This is a genomic window from Mycobacterium sp. (genome assembly GCF_965229105.1).
GTDB lineage: Bacteria > Actinomycetota > Actinomycetes > Mycobacteriales > Mycobacteriaceae > Mycobacterium.
In genome coordinates this window covers 2230698-2247173 of sequence record NZ_OZ245858.1, presented here as the reverse complement: position 1 = coordinate 2247173, position 16476 = coordinate 2230698, and the positions used below count along the sequence as shown (strand labels likewise).

15 protein-coding genes are annotated in these 16476 nt (G+C 64.9%); 5 read left to right on the top strand and 10 right to left on the bottom strand.

Translation table 11 applies throughout. The features are described 5' to 3' along the window. Window positions 1-26 precede the first annotated feature (26 nt). Window positions 27-3785 carry a multifunctional oxoglutarate decarboxylase/oxoglutarate dehydrogenase thiamine pyrophosphate-binding subunit/dihydrolipoyllysine-residue succinyltransferase subunit gene (locus tag ADBZ9O_RS10850; RefSeq protein ID WP_526531022.1) on the top strand — a complete coding sequence of 1253 codons (3759 nt, stop codon included), beginning with the start codon at window positions 27-29 and terminating at the stop codon, window positions 3783-3785. 45 nt (window positions 3786-3830) lie between these two features. On the opposite strand, the gene ADBZ9O_RS10845 is transcribed toward ADBZ9O_RS10850, so the two are convergent. Beyond that, window positions 3831-4202: a DUF732 domain-containing protein gene (locus ADBZ9O_RS10845; protein WP_526531020.1), complete on the bottom strand. Its 372-nt coding sequence runs from the start codon at window positions 4200-4202 to the stop codon at window positions 3831-3833. Window positions 4203-4312: 110 nt separating this feature from the next. Between ADBZ9O_RS10845 and ADBZ9O_RS10840 the strand changes: the two genes are divergently transcribed. Continuing rightward, complete coding sequence (locus ADBZ9O_RS10840; RefSeq protein WP_526531018.1) at window positions 4313-5143, top strand: SDR family NAD(P)-dependent oxidoreductase; 831 nt, start codon at window positions 4313-4315, stop codon at window positions 5141-5143. A 9-nt stretch (window positions 5144-5152) separates the two neighbouring features. Here the strand turns inward: ADBZ9O_RS10840 and ADBZ9O_RS10835 are convergent, their stop codons facing one another. Both ADBZ9O_RS10835 and ADBZ9O_RS10830 read right to left on the bottom strand, forming a co-directional pair. Beyond that, window positions 5153-5998, bottom strand: coding sequence for a glycine betaine ABC transporter substrate-binding protein (locus ADBZ9O_RS10835; protein ID WP_526533055.1), 846 nt, complete (start codon window positions 5996-5998; stop codon window positions 5153-5155). Between the two features lie 22 nt (window positions 5999-6020). Then, window positions 6021-7199 (bottom strand): NAD(P)-dependent malic enzyme, encoded by a 1179-nt coding sequence (locus tag ADBZ9O_RS10830; protein ID WP_526531016.1) that lies wholly within the window; start codon window positions 7197-7199, stop codon window positions 6021-6023. A 157-nt stretch (window positions 7200-7356) separates the two neighbouring features. Between ADBZ9O_RS10830 and corA the strand changes: the two genes are divergently transcribed. After that, window positions 7357-8463, top strand: coding sequence for a magnesium/cobalt transporter CorA (corA, locus tag ADBZ9O_RS10825; protein WP_526531014.1), 1107 nt, complete (start codon window positions 7357-7359; stop codon window positions 8461-8463). Window positions 8464-8587: 124 nt separating this feature from the next. Here the strand turns inward: corA and ADBZ9O_RS10820 are convergent, their stop codons facing one another. The 6 genes from ADBZ9O_RS10820 to ADBZ9O_RS10795 form a co-directional block, all read right to left on the bottom strand. After that, a complete protein-coding gene (locus ADBZ9O_RS10820; RefSeq protein WP_526531012.1) occupies window positions 8588-9196 on the bottom strand; it encodes a suppressor of fused domain protein in 609 nt (202 codons plus the stop codon). Further along, window positions 9193-10371, bottom strand: coding sequence for an ABC transporter ATP-binding protein (locus ADBZ9O_RS10815; RefSeq protein WP_526531010.1), 1179 nt, complete (start codon window positions 10369-10371; stop codon window positions 9193-9195). Before ADBZ9O_RS10815 ends, ADBZ9O_RS10820 begins: the two co-directional genes overlap by 4 nt. Before the next feature lie 4 nt (window positions 10372-10375). Next, window positions 10376-11200, bottom strand: coding sequence for a carbohydrate ABC transporter permease (locus ADBZ9O_RS10810; protein WP_526533052.1), 825 nt, complete (start codon window positions 11198-11200; stop codon window positions 10376-10378). Between the two features lie 14 nt (window positions 11201-11214). Next, window positions 11215-12066, bottom strand: a complete 852-nt coding sequence (locus ADBZ9O_RS10805) for a carbohydrate ABC transporter permease (RefSeq protein WP_526533050.1) — start codon at window positions 12064-12066, stop codon at window positions 11215-11217. A 71-nt stretch (window positions 12067-12137) separates the two neighbouring features. Further along, entirely contained in the window at window positions 12138-13496 is a 1359-nt protein-coding gene (locus tag ADBZ9O_RS10800; RefSeq protein WP_526531008.1) for an ABC transporter substrate-binding protein, read from the bottom strand. A 201-nt stretch (window positions 13497-13697) separates the two neighbouring features. Further along, window positions 13698-14225 carry a general stress protein gene (locus tag ADBZ9O_RS10795; RefSeq protein ID WP_526531006.1) on the bottom strand — a complete coding sequence of 176 codons (528 nt, stop codon included), beginning with the start codon at window positions 14223-14225 and terminating at the stop codon, window positions 13698-13700. A 195-nt stretch (window positions 14226-14420) separates the two neighbouring features. On the opposite strand from ADBZ9O_RS10795, the gene ADBZ9O_RS10790 reads away from it, so the two are divergent. Beyond that, on the top strand, window positions 14421-15068 hold the full coding sequence (locus ADBZ9O_RS10790) for a DUF4190 domain-containing protein (RefSeq protein WP_526531004.1): 648 nt from the start codon (window positions 14421-14423) through the stop codon (window positions 15066-15068). Window positions 15069-15079: 11 nt separating this feature from the next. Continuing rightward, a complete protein-coding gene (locus ADBZ9O_RS10785; protein ID WP_526531002.1) occupies window positions 15080-15505 on the top strand; it encodes a DUF4190 domain-containing protein in 426 nt (141 codons plus the stop codon). Here the strand turns inward: ADBZ9O_RS10785 and ADBZ9O_RS10780 are convergent. Continuing rightward, entirely contained in the window at window positions 15502-16470 is a 969-nt protein-coding gene (locus tag ADBZ9O_RS10780; RefSeq protein WP_526531000.1) for an HpcH/HpaI aldolase/citrate lyase family protein, read from the bottom strand. The genes ADBZ9O_RS10785 and ADBZ9O_RS10780 overlap by 4 nt on opposite strands. Window positions 16471-16476: the final 6 nt, after the last annotated feature.

The window sequence follows — 16476 nt, the reverse complement described above, 5'->3', positions numbered from 1 at the left end:
AACACGAATTGAGGCGAGTAGCTGCCGTGAGCAGTACAAGTTCACCATTCGGGCAGAACGAATGGCTGGTCGAAGAGATGTACCAGAAGTTCAGGGAAGATCCTTCTTCGGTCGACCCCAGCTGGCATGAATTCCTGGTGGACTACAACCCGGACCCGGTGTCGGAGGTGTCGGCCTCCGGGTCGAACGGGCAGACCAGCGCGGTGAAATCCGCCACACCCGCCCCGGCCGCTGCCGCGGCGCCGCCCTCCCCCCAGCCAGCGCCAGCCCCGGCAAAGCCCGCGCCGCCGGTCAAGACGCCACCGACCAGCAATGGTGCCGGGACGCCGACCCCGGCGAAATCTGCTCCCCCGGCCAAGGCTGCCGCCACCGGCGGATCTGCCGATGCCGGTTCCGGCGCTGAGGAGACCCAGATCCTGCGCGGCGCCTCGGCGGCCGTCGTGCGCAATATGGACGCGTCGTTGACCGTTCCTACGGCCACCAGTGTGCGGGCGATCCCGGCCAAGCTGATGATCGACAACCGCGTCGTCATCAACAACCACCTCAAGCGCACCCGCGGCGGCAAGATCTCGTTCACCCACCTGCTGGGGTACGCGATCGTCCAGGCCGTCAAGGCGTTCCCGAATATGAACCGGCACTTCGCCGAGATCGACGGGAAGCCGAACGCCGTCACACCGGCGCATACCAATCTCGGCCTGGCGATCGACCTGCAGGGCAAGAACGGCCAGCGGTCCCTGGTGGTCGCGGCGATCAAGAACTGCGAGACGATGGCGTTCGGCCAGTTCATCGCGGCCTACGAGGACATCGTCCGGCGGGCCCGCGACGGCAAGCTGACGGCAGAGGATTTCGCGGGCGTCACGATCTCACTGACCAACCCGGGGACGCTGGGCACCGTGCATTCGGTGCCTCGCCTGATGTCGGGCCAGGGTGCCATCGTCGGTGCCGGTGCCATGGAATTCCCCGCCGAATTCCAGGGCGCCAGCGAAGAGCGGATCGCCGAGATCGGGATCGGCAAGCTGATCACGCTGACCTCGACCTACGACCACCGCATCATCCAGGGCGCGGAGTCCGGTGACTTCCTGCGCACCATTCACCAGTCGCTGCTCTCCGACGATTTCTGGGACGAGATCTTCCGCGAACTGGGCATCCCGTACGAGCCGATCCGTTGGCGCACAGACAATCCCGACTCAATCCTGGACAAGAACGCACGCGTTATCGAACTGATCGCGGCCTACCGCAACCGCGGCCACCTGATGAGCGATACCGATCCCCTGCGCCTGCAACAGGACCGGTTCCGCAGCCACCCCGACCTCGACGTGCTCACCCATGGCCTGACCCTGTGGGATCTGGACCGCGAGTTCAAGGTCGACGGTTTCGCGGGCAAAGACCACAAGAAGCTGCGCGACGTGCTGTCGGTCCTGCGCGACGCGTATTGCCGCCACGTCGGCGTCGAGTACACCCACATCCTCGAGCCCGAGCAGCAGGCCTGGCTACAGGAACGGGTTGAGACCAAACACGTCAAACCCACTGTGGCTCAGCAGAAGTACATCCTGAGCCGACTCAACGCCGCTGAGGCTTTCGAGACCTTCCTGCAGACCAAATACGTTGGCCAGAAGCGGTTCTCACTTGAAGGTGCCGAGGCCGTCATCCCGATGATGGACGCGATGATCGACCAGTGTGCCGATCATGGGCTCGACGAGGTCGTCATCGCGATGCCGCACCGCGGCAGGCTCAACGTGCTCGCCAATATCGTCGGCAAACCATATTCGCAGATCTTCGGCGAGTTCGAAGGCAACCTGAACCCGAGCCAAGCGCATGGTTCCGGTGACGTCAAGTACCACCTCGGCGCCACCGGCAACTACATCCAGATGTTCGGCGACAACGATATTCAGGTATCGCTGACGGCGAACCCGTCACACCTGGAGGCTGTCGACCCGGTGCTGGAAGGGCTGGTCCGCGCCAAACAGGATCTGCTCGACAAGGGCGACACCCCCGAGGGGTACACCGTGGTGCCGCTGATGCTGCACGGTGACGCCGCCTTCGCCGGCCAGGGCGTGGTCGCCGAAACGCTGAACCTGGCACTGCTGCGCGGTTACCGCACCGGTGGAACGATCCACATGATCGTGAACAACCAGGTCGGCTTCACCACCTCGCCTGAGCATTCACGGTCATCGGAGTACTGCACCGATGTCGCGAAAATGATTGGCGCGCCGATCTTCCACGTCAATGGCGATGATCCGGAAGCCTGCGTCTGGGTGGCCCGCCTGGCCACCGATTTCCGGCAGAAGTTCCACAAGGACGTCGTCATCGACATGCTGTGCTACCGCCGCCGCGGGCACAACGAAGGTGACGACCCGTCGATGACCCAGCCGGCGATGTACGACGTCATCGACCACAAACGAGGCGTCCGCAAGACTTACACCGAGGCGCTGATCGGCCGTGGGGACATCTCGATGAAAGAGGCCGAGGACGCCCTGCGTGATTACCAGGGGCAACTCGAGCGCGTCTTCAACGAGGTCAGGGACCTGGAGAAGCACGAGATCGAGCCGAGCGAGTCGGTGGAATCCGATCAGGTGATCCCGACGAAACTCACCACGGCGGTGGATAAGTCGCTGCTGGCCCGGATCGGTGATGCGCACCTGGCGGTGCCGGACGGTTTCACGGTGCACCCGCGGGTCAAGCCGGTGCTGGAGAAGCGCCGCGAGATGGCCTACGAGGGCAAGGTCGACTGGGCGTTCGGCGAGCTGCTGGCGCTGGGAACCCTTGTCGCCGAAGGCAAGTTGATTCGGTTTTCCGGCCAGGACACCCGCCGCGGCACCTTCACTCAGCGGCACTCGGTGATCATCGACCGCAAGACCGGTGAGGAATTCACCCCGCTGCAGATGTTGGCGGTCAACGAGGACGGCACCCCGACCGGCGGCAAGTTCCTGGTCTATGACTCCGCGCTGTCGGAGTTCGCCGCCGTCGGCTTCGAATACGGCTACTCGGTGGGCAACCCTGACGCAATGGTGTTGTGGGAAGCCCAGTTCGGTGACTTCGTCAACGGCGCGCAGTCGATCATCGACGAGTTCATCAGCTCTGGTGAAGCCAAGTGGGGCCAGCTTTCCGATGTGGTGCTGCTCCTGCCCCACGGCCATGAAGGCCAGGGCCCCGACCACACCTCGGGCCGGATCGAACGCTTCCTTCAGCTGTGCGCCGAAGGGTCGATGACGGTCGCCGTACCGTCGACACCGGCGAACTATTTCCATCTGCTGCGCCGGCATGCGCTCGACGGTATCCATCGCCCACTGGTGGTGTTCACGCCAAAGTCCATGCTGCGCAACAAGGCTGCGGTCAGCGACGTCAAGGACTTCACCGAGCAAAAGTTCCGGTCGGTCCTGGAAGAGCCCACCTACGAGGTCGGTACCGGCGATCGCGAAAAGGTGACCCGGATCCTGCTGTGCAGCGGCAAGTTGTACTACGACATCGTGGCCCGCAAGACCAAGGACAAGCGCGACGATGTGGCCATCTTGCGGATCGAACAGCTCTACCCGCTGCCGGATAAGCGCCTGCGCAAGACGTTGGAGCAGTATCCCAACGCGACCGAATTCCGTTGGGTGCAGGAAGAACCGGCCAATCAGGGCGCGTGGCCGACATTCGGCCTGGCGCTGCCGGAGAAGTTGCCGGATCTGTTGACCGGTATCAAGCGGATCTCCCGGCGCGCGATGTCGGCGCCGTCATCGGGTTCATCGAAGGTGCACGCCGTCGAGCAGCAGGAAATTCTCGACGAAGCCTTCGGGTCTTAGCGATTTCGGCGTGCCGGGTAGCGCTACCCGGCACGCCGAAATCGTCTAGATGCCGAGCAGGTTGAGCGGGAGTCCGGCCAGCGGGTTATCCCCGTTGGCCAGCGATGACATCGCCGCGGGGCAGAACATCGAGATCGCCAGCCCGGTGAACATGGTGGCCGGCCCGAGTGGCCTGCCAATCGCGCCGGATACCGATGACGCGACGTCGGCGAGGTTCTGGCCGGGCTCGGCAAGCATCGGGCAGACGGACTGGCCGACCGACGTGGCGGTCGCCGGGTCGATACCGCCCAGGCCCGAGTTGGCGAGCGCGCCGAGAAAGTCTGAATTGATCGGGTCGGCTTGGGCGGGGGCGGCGAGTGCCGATGAGGCAGCCAGCAGTCCGGCCGAGACGACCAGCGCTGCGCGCGTGTAATTCATGACTGTGAAATCGCTACAGCGGACTGTGCCGTTACCCCGGGCCTGACCGGTACCGGCGGTACTGGCTAAACTCGACGCAAGTCAACGGGGCGACAACAAGGGAGTGGTGCATGGAAGGCTTCGCCGGCAAGGTCGCTGTGGTCACGGGCGCCGGATCGGGTATCGGGCAGGCGTTGGCCCTCGAGCTCGGCCGCTCCGGCGCCAAGCTCGCCATCAGCGACGTCGACACCGAAGGTCTGGCGGAGACCGAAAAGCGGCTCAAGGCCATCGGCGTGCCGGTCAAGTCCGACCGCCTCGATGTCACCGAGCGCGAAGCGTTCCTGCTTTATGCCGACGAGGTCAAAGCCCATTTCGGCAAGGTCAACCAGATCTACAACAACGCCGGGATCGCCTACACCGGTGACGTCGAGGTCAGCGCGTTCAAGGACATCGAGCGCGTGATGGACGTCGACTTCTGGGGCGTCGTCAACGGCACCAAAGCGTTCCTACCGCACCTGATCGCCTCTGGTGACGGTCACGTCGTCAACGTCTCCAGCCTGTTCGGCATCTTCGCGGTGCCCGGCCAGGCGGCGTACAACGCCGCGAAATTCGCTGTCCGCGGCTTCACCGAGGCCCTGCGGCAAGAGATGATGCACAGCAAGCACCCGGTCGAGGTGACCACAGTCCACCCCGGCGGGATCAAGACGGCGATCGCCCGCAACGCCACCGCCGCCGAGGGGCTCGATCCCCAGGAGCTGGCCAAGATGTTCGACAAGAAGCTGGCCAACACCACCCCGGAGCGCGCCGCCAGGATCATCCTGGAAGCTGTTCGCAAGAAGAAGGCCCGAGTGCTGGTCGGCCCCGACGCCAAGGCTCTGGATGTGATTGTGCGGATCACCGGTTCGGGCTATCAGCGGCTGTTCTCCTCGGCGATGGCCAAGGCCCTACCGCGGGTGCACTGACCTTCGACCTCAGCGGCCGAGAGGGTTATCGGCGAGCCAGCCCTCGGCGACGGCGCGCGGATCGGCACCGCCGGCCACTTGTTGGCGCATCTGTTTCAGCGCTGCGGTATCCAGCACGCCGGCCACCTGGTTGATGGCCAGCACCTCGCGCGCGGTCAGCTCGTTGCGGCGATATAGCGGCACCACGTTCTGCGCCTGGATCAGCGCCGGTTTGGCATCGGCGAGCACCAGCACCTCGGCGGGCACGCCCGGATCGGCCGTCGTGGTCCACGCCGCGGAGATCTCGCCGGCCCGAAGCGCGTTGAAGAGCACGGCGTCATCAGGAAATTCGCGCACCGCCGGCAGCGTGCACGTGCCCACCTTGGCAGGGGTGGTGGCGCCCTCCACCGCGCCGACGCGCAGCTGGGCACAATGGCTCGCCAACGCCGTCAGATCACGGCCGCCCCACTTCGCGGCCGTCGCTTCGGTCACCGCAACTGCCGGCTTGTCCTCGGCGGCGGTGGCGTAATCACCCGCAGAAACCCCCTCGGGCAGGGTGCCGACCATCGCCTTGTAGACCTCTTCATCAGAGGTGTCCGACGCCCCGGGGGCAAAGCTGGTCAACAGCGCTCCGGTGAAGCCGGGCACGACGCTGACCGCACCGGAATCCAATCCGGCCAGTGGATCGGGCACGGTTTCGACGTGTGCTGGCGTGCCGTAGGACCGCAGCGCGGCCGCATAGACATTGGCCAGCAGCGCGGACTGCGGGTCCGCGCCCGCACCGACGACCATCGACGTCGCCGTGCTTGACTGCCCGCCGCACGCCGTGAGCAGCGCCAGCAGTGCGATAAGCGCCAGCCGAATCACCGACGTCAAACCTTTGGTGGGACGCCTGATTTTAGGATTCGCCAACCTGCGACGCCTGCGCTACCGCGGCGGCCACCGCCAGCGCGACCCGTGGATCCAGCGGGCTCGGCACGATATGGTCCACCGCCAGGTCGTCGCCGACGACCGAGAAGATCGCTTCGGCGGCAGCAACTTTCATCCGCTCGGTGATCCGGCGCGCGCCCGCGTCCAGTGCGCCCCGGAACACTCCGGGGAATGCCAGCACGTTGTTGATCTGGTTCGGGAAGTCGCTGCGCCCGGTGGCCACCACAGCGGCGTACTTCTTGGCGATATCGGGATGGATTTCCGGATCGGGGTTCGACATCGCAAAGACGATCCCGCCGGGGGCCATCGTGGCAATGCACTCCTCGGGAACCAGGCCCGCCGACAAGCCCAGGAACACATCGGCACCGTCGAGCGCCTCGGCGATACCACCGGTGCGACCACTGGGGTTGGTGCGCTGCGCCAGTTCTGCCTTGAACGGGTTGAGGTCATCGCGGCCGGTGTGCACGATGCCCTTGGAATCCAGCACGGTGATATCGCCGATACCCGCAGCGAGCAGGATGTTGGCACAGGCCACGCCGGCCGCGCCGGCCCCGGAGATCACGATGCGCAGCGCCGTCATATCGCGATCGAGCACCTTCGAGGCACCGAGCAACGCAGCCAGCACGACGATCGCCGTGCCGTGCTGATCGTCATGCATCACCGGGCAATCCAGCGCCTCGATCACCCGGCGCTCGATCTCGAAGCACCGCGGTGCCGAGATGTCTTCCAGGTTGACCGCGCCGAACGTCGGCCGCAGCCTGATCAGGGTCTCGACGATCTCGTCGGGATCGTTGGTGGCCAGCACGATCGGGATGGAATCGAGGCCACCGAACGTCTTGAACAGCGCGCTCTTGCCTTCCATCACCGGCAGCGACGCCGCAGGCCCGATATCACCGAGACCGAGCACGGCGCTGCCATCGCTGACCACGACGACCAGCCGGTTGGCCCAGGTGTAGCGCTCGGCCAGCGTGGCGTCGTTGGCGATGGCGCGGCTGACCTGGGCGACACCCGGGGTGTAGGCGATCGACAGGGCGCGCTGGGTGTCCAGCGGGGAGTTCAACCCCACAGACAGCTTTCCGCCTTCATGAGCTTTGAAGATCTCCTCGTCGTCAATGACGAGGTGGGGGGGACTCACCGATTCGGCCACGAGCGTCAGGCTACTTCACCGGACAGCCTCACCGAGGGCGGTTCTGCCCTTGTGAGGACCTTGTGTGACGACCGTTGTTACTACTGACGCGTAGCATTCCGCATGAGTTTTCAAGGGAGCCGACAGGCTCCCGTACCGCGCGCAGGGAGGTGCCACCATGCCGTCGTTTCGCGCATTACCGCCGTCACTGATCAACCCCAACCGGGCTAAGCCTGCATCCGTCGTCGACGCCAAGCGCATTCACGTTCCTGTCGCGCGGGCGATGGTGGACTGCGGCGTCTACGTCGACGGAGCCCGGCTACCGGGCAAGTACACCCACGCCGCCGCGCAGGACAAGGTCCGCGAGATGTGCGCGGAAGGGCGAGAGGCGTTCGTCTGGATTGGGCTGCACGAACCCGACGATCATCAGATGCACGCCGTCGCTGAGGTTTTCGGACTGCATCCACTGGCCGTCGAGGATGCGGTGCACGCTCACCAGCGACCCAAATTGGAACGCTACGACGACACCCTGTTCCTGGTACTCAAGACGGTCAACTATGTGCCGCACGAGTCGGTGGCGCTGGCCCGCGAGATCGTCGAGACCGGCGAGATCATGATTTTTGTCGGCCCACAGTTCGTCGTGACGGTCCGCCACGGCGACCACAGCGGGCTAGCCAGCGTCCGTAAAGCCATGGACCACGACCCCGAGCACCTCAAACTCGGACCGTACGCGGTGATGCACGCGATTGCCGACCACGTCGTCGACCATTACGTCGACGTCACGCGGCTGATGGAATGCGATATCGACTCGATCGAGTCCGACGCGTTCTCGCCGGAGAGCAAGACCGATATCGAACACATCTATCTGCTCAAGCGCGAGGTCGTCGAGCTCAAGCGGGCCGTCAATCCGCTGTCGGTGGCCCTGGCCCGCCTTCCCGCCGACCATAAGGATCTGGTCAGCAAGGAGGTGCTGCGATATCTGCGCGACGTGCTCGACCACGCGACCACCGCGGCCGATCAGATCACCACCTACGACGAGATGCTCACGTCACTGGTACAGGCCGCACTGGCCAAGGTCGGCATGCAGCAGAACACCGATATGCGCAAGATCTCGGCGTGGGTGGCGATCGCCGCCCTGCCGACGATGATTGCGGGCATCTACGGGATGAACTTCGACGATATGCCTGAGCTACATCAGGTGTGGGGTTACCCCGCGGTGCTCACGGTCATGTTCGGCGGGTGTTCCCTGCTGTACCGCAACTTCCGACGCAACCACTGGCTCTAACCACACGGCTGCACCGGCCCGGGTGGACACCACCCGTGAATCGCCGGGTCGAAAGAAGCGCGAGGCCTCCACCATTGCCGCAGGCGCACGGCGGCAGGCCAAAAAGGATCAACGCTAGTCGCGTTCAGCGCGGTTGCTTGGCGGGGCGTCGCGGGTCGAGGACGTCCACGCCGTCGGCCTGCCATGTCTCGCGCAGTGCGTCAACACCTTTGAGGCGCACCCAGGCTGCCTCGTTTGCCGAGATCGGGGTTGCGCTCAGAAACGTCACCGGTTCGCGCGGGGGGTCCAAAACCAATTCTGGGACATCGCTTTTCGCCAACAACACCGCGGTGAAAGGCGACGGGCTCCACAGCGGCGATCCCAGGTCGATCAGCGCATCGGGTAGCAGCACCACGCCGTCCACCGCGGGCGTGGCAGCCAGTAGCGCGACGGTACGGGCCAACCCGGGGGTGGGGGCCGTATCCCGCAGGCTGACAACCACTTCGGCGCGTGGGCCGCGCAACGGGTCGGCGGCCAGCGCCGTCGGATCACCCATCGGATGCCGGGAACAGCCCAACGAGACGTAGTGATAGACACCGTCTTGCCCAGGACCGGAGTCGGGTCCGAACCGCAACACCTCGATGCGTTCGACCCCGAGGAATGTGACACTCGCCGAATCCGGCTCCCGATCGGTGGCGAGGCGAGCGAAATGACCGCGCAGGTGTGCGCGGACCTCGGTCAGAACCTGTGTCACTCCGTCGACGGCGGCGGGATGGTCAGATTGACACCGCTGTCCGCATCGAAGATGACCAGTTTGGACGTGTCGAACGCCAGCTGGATGGGTTGGCCCTTCGCGGCCTTGCTTTCCGTGGACACCCTGGCCACGAACTCGTTCTCCCCCGCACCGGACTCCGCTGCGAGCTCGGCGAGCTGATCGGACTTGGCTCCGTCGCCGGACGTGGTGAAGTACAGGTACTTATCGGCGCCGAGTGACTCGATCAGATCGACTGTCACTTCGAATGACAGCGCCCTGATGCGCGCGTACCCGTCGAGCAGCGCCGCATCCTCCAGATGCTCGGGCCGCAGCCCGGCGATGATGTTCTTCGGGGTCGGGTGGGTGGCCAGGACATCGTGCACTTCCTGCGTCAGCGTGACCTCACCGAACGGCAGTTTGACGCCGACATCGGTCAGCGTGGCCGGGAAGAAGTTCATCGCGGGCGAACCGATGAAGCCGGCGACAAACACATTGGTCGGCCGCTCATAGAGTTCCTCGGGCGTACCGATCTGCTGGGCTATGCCTGCCCGCATCACCACCACCCGGTCGCCGAGCGTCATCGCCTCGGTCTGGTCGTGGGTGACATAGATGGTGGTGGTTCCGAGCCGGCTCTGCAGGCGGGCGATCTCGCCGCGCATCTGTACCCGCAGCTTGGCATCGAGGTTCGACAGCGGCTCGTCCATCAGGAATGCCTTGGGGTTGCGCACGATGGCGCGGCCCATCGCCACCCGCTGGCGCTGCCCGCCGGACAGCTGGGCGGGTTTGCGATCCAAAAAGTCGGTCAGGTCAAGGATTTTCGCCGTGTCCTCAACCTTCTTGGTGATATCGGCCTTCGCCATCTTCGCGAGGGTGAGCGGGAACGCGATGTTCTGGCGAACCGTCATATGCGGGTAGAGGGCGTAGGACTGGAACACCATCGCGATATCGCGGTCCTTGGGTGCCTTCTCGTTGACCCGTTCACCACCGATGGACAACTCACCAGACGAGATATCCTCCAGCCCGGCAATCATGTTCAAGGTGGTGGACTTCCCGCACCCGGACGGCCCGACCAGGATGATGAACTCGCCGTCGGCGATTGTCAGGGACAGATCTTTCACCGCGGTCGCGCCGTCGGGGTAATTCTTGCTGACGTGAGCCAACACAATCTCAGCCATCGCGCTACCCCTTCACTGCGCCGGAGGTCAAACCAGCGACGATCCGTCGCTGGAAGATGAGAACAAATATCACGATCGGAATAGTGATGACGATAGCGCCAGCCGCGATCGACCCGGTCGGCTCCTCGAACTGCGAACTGCCGGTGAAGTTCGCGATCGCCACCGGAGCGGTGATCGCCGCCTTGGTCGCGGTCAGTGACAACGCCAACAACAGGTCGTTCCAGGCGAAGATGAACACCAGGATCGCCGCGGTGACGATGCCGGGAGCGGCCAGCGGCGCGATCACCTTGCGGAACGCCTGGGCCGGGGTGGCACCGTCCATCTTGGCGGCCTTCTCCAGATCCCACGGGATCTCGCGGAAGAAGGCAGACATCGTGTAGATCGCCAGCGGCAACGCGAAGGTGATGTAAGGGATGATCAGGCCCGGCCAGGTGTCGAATAAGCCCAGACGTCGCTCGATATTGAAAAGCGGTGTCACCAAGGAGATCTGGGGGAACATGGCGATCAGCAGCGCCGCACCGATCAGCCACTTCTTACCGGGGAAGGCCAGTCGCGCCACGGCGTAGGCCGCCATCCCGCCGATCACCACGGCGATCACCGTCGTGATGAGCCCGATGCCGATCGAGTTGACCAGCGCCGAGTTGAACACGTCCCCTTCGAAAATGGCCTTGTAGTTGTCGAAGGTGATGGACTCCGGAATCAGCTTGCCGTCCTTGACCGTTGACGTCGGCTTGAGCGACAGCGACAGGATCCACAGCACCGGGAACAACGCGTACAGCACGACGATGATGTTGATGACCGCCCAGCCGGTCCCACGTCGCGCCCCAATCCGATCCGACATCGTTATCGCACCCCGTCGTCGGCGCCGGGCGCTGATGCCCCGAACAGCTTGATGAAGATGAAGGCGATGACCGCGACACACAGGAACACCAGCACGCTGATCGCCGAACCCAGACCGAGGCTAAATCCCTTGAACAGGTTGTCGTAGCCAAGGATCGACACCGAGGCGGTGTTATTCGCCCCTGCGGTCAGCACATAGATGTTGTCGAAGATGCGGAACGCGTCCAGGGTCCGAAACAGCAGGGCAACCAAGATCGCCGGTTTGATCAGCGGCAGGGTGATCCTGGTCAGCCTGTGCCATGCACCCGCCCCGTCAACCTCGGCGGCCTTGAGTAGATCGTCGGGCACCAGGGCGAGGCCGGCCAGCAACAGCAACGCCATGAACGGTGTCGTCTTCCACACCTCGGCGAGCACAACCACGGCCAGCGACGGAATCTGCTGTGTCAGGGGAGCCGTACCTTCGGGCAACAGGTTGGCCAGATATCCGGTTCCCGGGGTCCAGGCGTAATACCAGCTGTAGGACGCGGCGACGGTGACGATGCCGTAGGGCACCAGAATCGCAGTGCGCACCAAGCCTTTTCCGAAGATGGTGCGATGCATCACCAGTGCCAACGCCAGTCCCAGGACGAACTCGATGGCCACCGAGATGACTGTGATCGCCGATGTCACCGCGAAGGCCGACCACCAGTAGCCATCGGTGAGCACGGTGACGTAGTTGTCCAGCCCGACGAAGGCGATATCGTCGGGCGTGGCCAGGTTGTAGCGCTGCAGGCTCAGCCACACGGCGTAGCCGATCGGATACGCCGTCACCGCGAGCATCAGGATCACCGCGGGGGCGATCAGCCAGAACGCCAGGCGCCGCTCGGATTTGTTGTCGTCGGTACGCGACGCGGCGGACGGCGCTGCAGAGGTGGGGGCGGCGGTCGTCACGGAATCAGCCCCTTTCCGTCGATCGCCTTCTGAACCTGTTCGGCAAGGATGTCGGCTGTCTTCTCCGGGTCGATACCGCTGACCGGTGCCAAGGTGGCCGACATCCGCGTCGACACCGACTGGTAGACCGGCGTCGCCGGGCGGACAGCCGCGTTGGTCAACTGTTCACGGATGATCTCGTACTGCGGGTATTTCGCCTGAAACGCCGGGTCCGAGTAGAGCGAGGTCCGCACCGCGGGCAGGCCGCCTTCGATGGAGGTGTACTTCTGGTTCTCCAGATTCCGCAGGCACCGCACGGCTTCGAACGCCTCTGCCTTGTGCTGCGAGGTTTTGGCCACCGCAAGGTTCAGCCCGCCGAGGGTGACCTTCGCGGGTTCACCCTCGCGCACTCCCGGGTAATTGGCGAAACCGAAGACTTTCTTGCTCGCGTCATAGGCCGTGGTGAACTGCTGGTCGTCCGGGGAGAAGGTACCCGCATCGTTGATCGCACTCTGCAGCTCGGGAATCTCGTTGAGCGGCAGGAACGACACCCCACCCTTGACCGCGTTCTCCAGCATCGACGGCAACACGAACGGCCAGTTCACTTCCAGCGCCGCATTGCCCTGTTCGAGGGCAAGCCGCGCGGTGCCTTCATCGGTCTGGGTGATCGACGGATCGGCACCGGGGGCGGTGGCAACAGCTTTCATGATCGACAGTGCCTTGACCGTTGCCGCCCGGTGTTCCGGGGTATCGGTGAGGGTGACGGTCTTGCCATCAGCGGAAAGCACCGAGCCGCCGGCACTTTCCAGCAACGTGTTGAACCAGACCACCAGGCCTTCGTACTGCTTGGCCTGCAATGCAATCCAACTGGGTTTACCCGCAGCATGCAGACGGGTGGCCTCAGCCACCATCGCATCCCAGGTGGTCGGCGGCTCGGACATCAAATCTGCCCGGTACCAAAGCAATTGGGTGTTGGTGGTGATCGGGGCCGCGTAGAGCTTGTCCTGCCACTTGGCTGTTTCCAGCGGTCCCGGCAGGGTATTGGACGTCGCGTCGGACTCCGCCTGACCCTCCGGGTCATCGGAAAGTGGGACCGCCCAACCAGCTTCGGCGAACTCCGCGGTCCACACCACGTCCAGCGCCATCACGTCGAGCGTGCGGTCGTTACCGGTCAGCCGGCGGGCCAACTGCAGGCGCTGATCGTCGGCACCCTTGGGCAGACTGATCTGCTGGATGGTGAACTTGCCGCCCAGTTGCTCGTTGCACCGTTTGGCCACCGCGGTGAACGTCGCCGTCTCACTTGCCGGGGTGTAGTAGCTGATCACCAGGCCACCGCTGCTGGACCCGCACGCCGAGACCAGCGAGGCCGCAGTCAACGCTGCCAGCGCGGCTGCCCCGAGTTTGCGTGTCCGCGCGGATCGGCCTCGCAATCGTGCGCTTGTCGCGACCAACGCTCGACCACCGCCCTCTGGCTCTCCTGGCGGGTTTGTCCCGCGCGTGAACCGTAGAGCCATTCGAGCGTGAGATGCAACACTATCGACCGCGCGTCGCGGACCTGATTGTGCCGATGCGCGAGGTCAGAGGGTCAAGCGCGCCAACATGTCCCGGGCTTTTTCCGCGCCTTGGGGGTCACAGAGTACGTCGTAGCGCCCGGCCACCAGTTGCATGGTCGAGCTGAAATCTCTTGTGCCGCGGGCCATCGCATAAGGGACCGCCGAGGTGATCAGCCCGAAGAAGACACCGGCGATCAGACCGGTCAGCAGGGCCGACCACGGGTTGGGGCTGAAGAATCCGAGCACCAGACCGATGAAGATGCCCAGCCACGCACCGGTGAGCACGCCGCCACCGATCACCTTGGGCCAGGTCAGCCTGCCGGTCACCCGTTCCACCTGCATCAGGTCGACACCGACGATGGTCACCTGCTCGACGGGAAATTCTTGATCGGAGAGGTGGTCGACGGCGCGCTGCGCCTCCGCGTATGTCGGGTAGGAGCCGATCGGCCACCCCTTCGGTGGGGTCGGCAGCGCAACGGGACCGCGCCGCCCCGGCCGTGTGGCGCCGGGTTTGGGCTCCGGGGTCTGTCCGGTTTGAAAGGGACTTGTCATAGCTCGCTATTCTCCATTCTGTCCAGCGTCTTTTCCGACTTATCCGGGCCTCATCCGGCCCTTCATGCCTTTCCGGGGAGCGCTCGGCCTTTCTCAAGACACGCTCTTGGAAAAAGTCAACGATCAGCGCGTCGCAATGGTGCCCGCAGGACCGGCTCCTGCCGCTCCACCTGCACATACGCTAGGTTGATCAGCATGACATTTCCCGGCGGCGACTCCGGCGAGAAACCGCACGACGAGGCCGAAAAGGAGCCGTCGGACGGGTCCGATGCGAACCTGCCTCAGGGCGCATACGAGGCACCGCCGATCGAGGCGGCGCAACAGCCCGCATACGAGGCCCCGCCGGAACCGCAGGGCTATGCGCAGCCGGGTTACCCACCGCCTGGCTACCCGCCGCCGGCCGGCTACCCGCCCCCGCAGTCCGGCGGATATCCGCCGCCCGGATACCAGGACCCGGCGGGCTACGCCCAGGGGTATGGCCCGGGGTATGGCGCTGCCTATCCCCCGCCCTCTTATCCTCCACAGCCGCCCCAATACGGCGCACCGCCACCGAACTACGGCCCGCCCAACTACGCCGGCTACCCGCCACCGAACTACCCCGGCGGCTACGGGCCGCCACCGCCGGCCGGGACCAACACCTTGGCCATCGGCTCGTTGGTGGCATCGGTGATCGGCGTGCTGTGCGGTGTCGGGTCCATCGTCGGGATCGTGCTCGGCTGGATTGCGCTTCGACAGATCAAGCAGACCGGGCAGCAGGGCTACAACCTGGCCATGGCAGGCGTGGTGGTCGGCTGTGCGTCCCTGACCATCAGCATCGTCTGGATGATCTTCGCGCTGCGCTGACGCCTGAGCCGATGACCACACCCGAGCCAGACCCGCCGCAGCGGGGTATCGAGTACCCGCCGCTGGAGAACGTCCCGCCCGCGTATGCGCCGCCGTATCCGCCGGGCTACCCGGCCCTGCCCCCGCCGGTTTATCCGGCGCCCTACCCGCTGTATCCGGGCCAGTTCGCCGCCCCGTATGACCCCTACCGGCCGGTACATCCGACCGGTACCAACGGCCAGGCGATCGCTGCGCTGGTCATTGCGGTGATCGGCATCCCCGCCTGCATGTGCTTCCTGCCGTCGCTGATCGCCCTGGTGCTGGGGTTCGTCGCCATGGGCCAGACCAGGCAGACCGGCCAGGCGGGTCATGGCATCGCACTGGCCGCCGTCCTCGTCAGCGCCGCCACCTTGCTGTTCGGCTTGGGCTTCATGCTCCTCGGGGTCTTAGGTAGCTAGCGCGACAACGAGCTGGGCGGGCTGAACGGCTCGGCCAGCCGGGCCATTCCGGCGGCCCGGCCCTTACCGGCGATCACCAACGCCATCTTGCGGCTGGCCTCGTCGATCATCTCGTCGCCAAGCATGACCGCGCCGCGGGATCCACCAGCCGACGAGGTATGCCACTCGTAGGCCTCCAGAATCAGCTCGGCGTGGTCGTAATCCTGTTGGCGGGGACTGAAAATCTCGTTGCCCGCCGCGATCTGGTCGGGGTGTAGCACCCACTTCCCGTCGTAGCCCAACGCCGCCGAGCGGCCCGCCACCCGTCGGAACGCCGCCACATCGCGCACCTTCAGGTAGGGCCCGTCGATGGCGGCAATCCCGTTGGCCCGCGCGGCGATCAGGATCTTCATCAGGATGTGGTGATAGGCATCACCGACGTCATAGCCTTCCGGCTGCTCACCGACGACCAAGGTGCGCATGTTGAGGCTGGCCATCAGATCAGCAGGCCCGAGCACCAGCGCATGCACACGCGGGTGCGCGGCGATTGCGTCGACCAGCGTGAGACCCCGCGCATCTTCGATCTGCGCGTCGATACCGATGCGGCCAACGTCCAACCCGCCGGCGAGCTCCAGCTGCGTCAGCAACAGATCCAGGGCCTGTACATGGGCGATGTCGGTGACCTTCGGCAACACCACGACATCCAGCTCGGCGCCCGCGGCAGAAACTGCGGCGATGACGTCGAGATGGGTCCACGGCGTCGTCCAGTCGTTCACCCGTACCCCGCGCAACTGACCGCCCCAGCCCGGCTCGGCAAGCGCGGCGGCCACCGTGTCACGAGCGTGGGCTTTGGCATCGGCGGCAACGGCATCCTCGAGGTCGAGGAAGATCTCGTCGGCGGGCAGCCCCTTGGCCTTATCGATCATCTTGCGGCTACTACCAGGTACCGATAAGCAGGTTCGACGGGGTCGATAAGCGGAATTCACGGTTTC

What these genes read in the sequence shown, in the direction of transcription:
- ADBZ9O_RS10845 (WP_526531020.1), bottom strand. Translation starts at nt 4,202, where the DNA reads ATGAATTACACGCGCGCAGCGCTGGTCGTCTCGGCCGGACTGCTGGCT.
- ADBZ9O_RS10840 (WP_526531018.1), top strand. Translation starts at nt 4,313, where the DNA reads ATGGAAGGCTTCGCCGGCAAGGTCGCTGTGGTCACGGGCGCCGGATCG.
- corA (WP_526531014.1), top strand. Translation starts at nt 7,357, where the DNA reads ATGCCGTCGTTTCGCGCATTACCGCCGTCACTGATCAACCCCAACCGG.
- ADBZ9O_RS10815 (WP_526531010.1), bottom strand. Translation starts at nt 10,371, where the DNA reads ATGGCTGAGATTGTGTTGGCTCACGTCAGCAAGAATTACCCCGACGGC.
- ADBZ9O_RS10795 (WP_526531006.1), bottom strand. Translation starts at nt 14,225, where the DNA reads ATGACAAGTCCCTTTCAAACCGGACAGACCCCGGAGCCCAAACCCGGC.
- ADBZ9O_RS10790 (WP_526531004.1), top strand. Translation starts at nt 14,421, where the DNA reads ATGACATTTCCCGGCGGCGACTCCGGCGAGAAACCGCACGACGAGGCC.
- ADBZ9O_RS10785 (WP_526531002.1), top strand. Translation starts at nt 15,080, where the DNA reads ATGACCACACCCGAGCCAGACCCGCCGCAGCGGGGTATCGAGTACCCG.